General features: G+C 72.4%; 5 protein-coding genes. 3 read left to right on the top strand and 2 right to left on the bottom strand.

The window, feature by feature from the left end; translation table 11 throughout:
* From ACIHAD_RS48770 to ACIHAD_RS48760, 3 genes are all read left to right on the top strand, one after another.
* The coding region (locus ACIHAD_RS48770; protein ID WP_397361736.1) for an arsenic resistance protein at nt 1-210 on the top strand (210 nt) is incomplete at its 5' end.
* The gene (locus ACIHAD_RS48765) at nt 203-619 is read left to right on the top strand and encodes an arsenate reductase ArsC (protein WP_397361735.1); all 417 of its coding nucleotides are present in this window, start codon (nt 203-205) and stop codon (nt 617-619) included. The genes ACIHAD_RS48770 and ACIHAD_RS48765, both read left to right, overlap by 8 nt.
* Before the next feature lie 106 nt (nt 620-725).
* The gene (locus tag ACIHAD_RS48760) at nt 726-1,493 is read left to right on the top strand and encodes a hypothetical protein (protein ID WP_397361734.1); all 768 of its coding nucleotides are present in this window, start codon (nt 726-728) and stop codon (nt 1,491-1,493) included.
* A gap of 40 nt (nt 1,494-1,533) precedes the next feature.
* Here the strand turns inward: ACIHAD_RS48760 and ACIHAD_RS48755 are convergent, their stop codons facing one another.
* Both ACIHAD_RS48755 and ACIHAD_RS48750 read right to left on the bottom strand, forming a co-directional pair.
* On the bottom strand, nt 1,534-2,769 hold the full coding sequence (locus ACIHAD_RS48755) for a M28 family peptidase (RefSeq protein ID WP_397361733.1): 1,236 nt from the start codon (nt 2,767-2,769) through the stop codon (nt 1,534-1,536).
* An 8-nt stretch (nt 2,770-2,777) separates the two neighbouring features.
* Nucleotides 2,778-3,041, bottom strand: a complete 264-nt coding sequence (locus ACIHAD_RS48750) for a hypothetical protein (RefSeq protein ID WP_397361732.1) — start codon at nt 3,039-3,041, stop codon at nt 2,778-2,780.
* Between the last annotated feature and the right edge of the window lie 118 nt (nt 3,042-3,159).

Genomic DNA, 3,159 nt, shown 5'->3' with positions numbered 1-3,159 from the left:
GACAAGACGACCACCCTCGCCTTCACCGCCGCCGGCAACAACTTCGAGCTGGCCATCGCCGTGGCGGTCGGCGTCTTCGGCGTCACCTCCGGCCAAGCCCTCGCGGGCGTGGTCGGCCCGCTCATCGAGGTTCCCGTCCTGGTCGCCCTGGTCTATGTCAGCCTGGCCGGCCGCCGCCTGTTCACCGCCAAGGAGGCCGCCCATGCCTGAGCGCGTATCTGGTAAGCCCTCGGTCCTGTTCGTGTGCGTGCACAACGCCGGACGCTCCCAGATGGCCGCTGGCTGGCTCACCCACCTGGCAGGAGATCGCGTCGAAGTCCGCTCGGCCGGTTCCGCCCCGGCCGAGCAGGTCAACCCCGTCGCTGTCGAGGCCATGGCCGAGGTCGGCATCGACATCACCGCCGCTCGGCCCAAGGTGCTGTCCGTCGACGCGGTCCAAGCCTCCGACGTGGTCATCACGATGGGCTGCGGCGACGCCTGCCCGATCTTCCCCGGCAAGCGGTATGAGGACTGGAAGCTCGACGACCCGGCCGGGCAGGGCATCGACGCCGTCCGAGCCATCCGTGACGACATCCGCTCCCGAGTGGAGGAGCTGCTCAGCGAGTTGCTGCCCGGCTGAGTCGCCCACCTGGTGCTGCATGACCACGGTGGCCGCCTCCCCGAAGGGGCGGCCACCGCCCATTTCGTGTCGGTACGCAAGGCAATCGCCTGGTTACGCTGTCGGGATGCAGATCCGCAGCCAAGTCCTCAACCTGCTGGCAACTCCGCAGGCCGAGAACCGTTTCCGCAACCCCTATCTGCCCCAGTCGATTCGGGCAGCCACCGGCTGCCTGCCCCACGAGGCATGGGAAGCCTTATGGGGGCTGCTGGCCGACGGCCTGATCTTTCTCGACCCCCAGGGCCAGGCAGGCACCGACAACTGGCGATGGAAACTGTCCGAGCGAGGCCGCAAGGCGGTGCAGGGCGGCCCGTGGGAGCCCTACGACCCCGAAGGCTACCTGCGCCGGCTGCGCCGCCAGGTGCCGGACCTGCATCCGATCGCCTACCAGTACATGCAAGAGGCCCTGCAGTCTTTCAACGCGGGCTGCTACCTGGCCTGCTCGGTGATGCTCGGTGTCGCGGCCGAGCAGGTCTTCCTCGGCGTGGCCGAGGCCATGGTCGCCGCCCTCGGCGCTTCGGCCGAGAAGCTGCGCAAGGAACTGGACAACCCCAAGAGCTCCCAGAATGCACGCTTCCATGCGCTGCGCGCGCGACTGGAGCCGCTTCGGCCCACGTTGCCCGACGATCTGGGCGACAACCTGACCATGGACGCGGTGGCCGACCTGCTCAGGATCACCCGCAACGAGGCCGGTCATCCCCGCGGGCGAGCCGTCGATGAGGACACCGCCTACACCCACCTGCAACTGGCCGCCCGCTACCTCGGCAAGATGACCGCCCTCGCCGAGCACTTCACCCAGCAAGCCGCCGCCCGTTCATCGACTGGCGGCACCTGAGCACAGCAGCCCCTGCCTGAGCGGTGCCCTGGTGAGGCGATCAGACCGAGGTCTGGGCGGCCAGCAGTCCTACGGTGGCGACCAGCAGTCGCGCCGCTGCCACGAGGGTGTCCGGCTGGATACGGTCGGGGGTTTCGGCGGGGGTCTGGTAGCCGGGCATGCCCATGCCGATGCCGATCGCGGCCAGTCCGGCGGCGGCGTAGCGACGGTTGTCAGACGCCATCGCGCCCGCCCGCAGCGGCACGCCGACCAGGCGGGCGGCCTGGTCCAGGGTGGCCAGCAAGGCGTGGGCGGGTCCGCCCGCCTCGACCGCGGCGGCCTCGTGCAACTGCGCGGCGCCGTCGAGGTTGAGCACCAACGTGCCGGACGGCAGCGTGGGCGCGTGGTGGGCCGAGCCCCATGCCCCGGTCTCCTCGGCGTCCAGGAAGGCCACCGACAGCCCTGCCCCGATGGCCGGGCCGGCCGTCAGGACGCGGGCGGCCTCCAGGACGGCGGCCACGCCGGAGGCGTTGTCGGCGGCAGCGGGCAGGCGCCGGCCGGGATCGTCGCCGACGCCGTCGTAGTGCGCGGTCAGCAGTACCCGCGGTCCGCTCCCCGCGCCCCTGGCATGGGAGGGGGCGGGGAAGCGGGCGTGGACGTTGTGGCCTTCCACAGCGACCTGCCGCAGCGGCATCGATCCGGTGACCTGCACCGGGCCGGCGGCCAGCGCGTCGGCCATGCGGGCGTGCCGGTCGGTGCGCAGGGCGATGATCGGGACGGCGCGGGGGGCCGGTCCGGCGATCATCTTGGGCATCCACCTCTCGGCGTCGGTGCCGCGCGCGGTCAGCACTCCGGCCGCGCCGTGGGCCTCGGCTCGTTCGCACGCCCGCGCCCAGTCCCCGGCCTCGGCCAGCACCCACCGGCCGCGCAGGTCGGCCTCGGAGGCGGCGGCCAGCGGCGCGGTGCGCGGGTCCGGCAACTCGGCGGTCGCCAGGTGCTCGGCGAAGTCCCTGCGGTGCTCCAGGCGTAGGGCCTGACCGCCCGTGCTCCATTCGAGCACCGGCGTGGCATACAGCTCCCGCACGTCGGCGACGGGAAAGGAGTCGAGCTCTACGTCGGCGCCCAGCTCGCGCAGCCGTTCGGCGAGCCATGCGGCGGCGGCGCGGCCTCCGGGGGTGCCCACGCGCCGCCCGGTGTACTGGTCGCGGGCCAGCTCGTGGACCGTGGCCTTCATCCGCTGAGCCGACACCCGCTCCACGACGGCGGCTAGGCCGGGCGCCTGAGGGATGTCCGGCATGGTGGAGGTCATCCGCAGCAGCCGGTGGAGGCTGCCTCGGCGGCCGGGGCGGCGGCCGGGGCCGGTGCCTGACCGCAGCAGCCGGCCTGGACGGCCTGCTGCGCGGCGGCCGTGCTGCCGCAGCAGGAGGTGGCGGCCACCTCTGCCTGCTGGGCCGTGTCACTGGCCGGGGAGGGGGTGGCAGGAGCTCCGCAGCAGCCGCCGGCGGCGGGCGGCGTGAACGCCTCTGCCAGGTCGCCGATGAAGCCGCCGCTGGTCTGGTTCGTCGTCATGGTGGTTTCCCTTCTGCGGGTGTACCTGCGTTCCGCGCAATTCGGGGGTTCTGGAGTCCGTCCCGAGCTGAAAGTGCAGGTCAACGGAGCGGAGGCTGGTGACGCGGGCGGATATGCC

It is taken from the genome of Nonomuraea sp. NPDC052265 (genome assembly GCF_044547985.1).
Lineage (GTDB): Bacteria > Actinomycetota > Actinomycetes > Streptosporangiales > Streptosporangiaceae > Nonomuraea.
The sequence above is the reverse complement of the archived record's forward strand: the minus strand, read 5'-3'. Positions and strand labels throughout refer to the sequence as shown.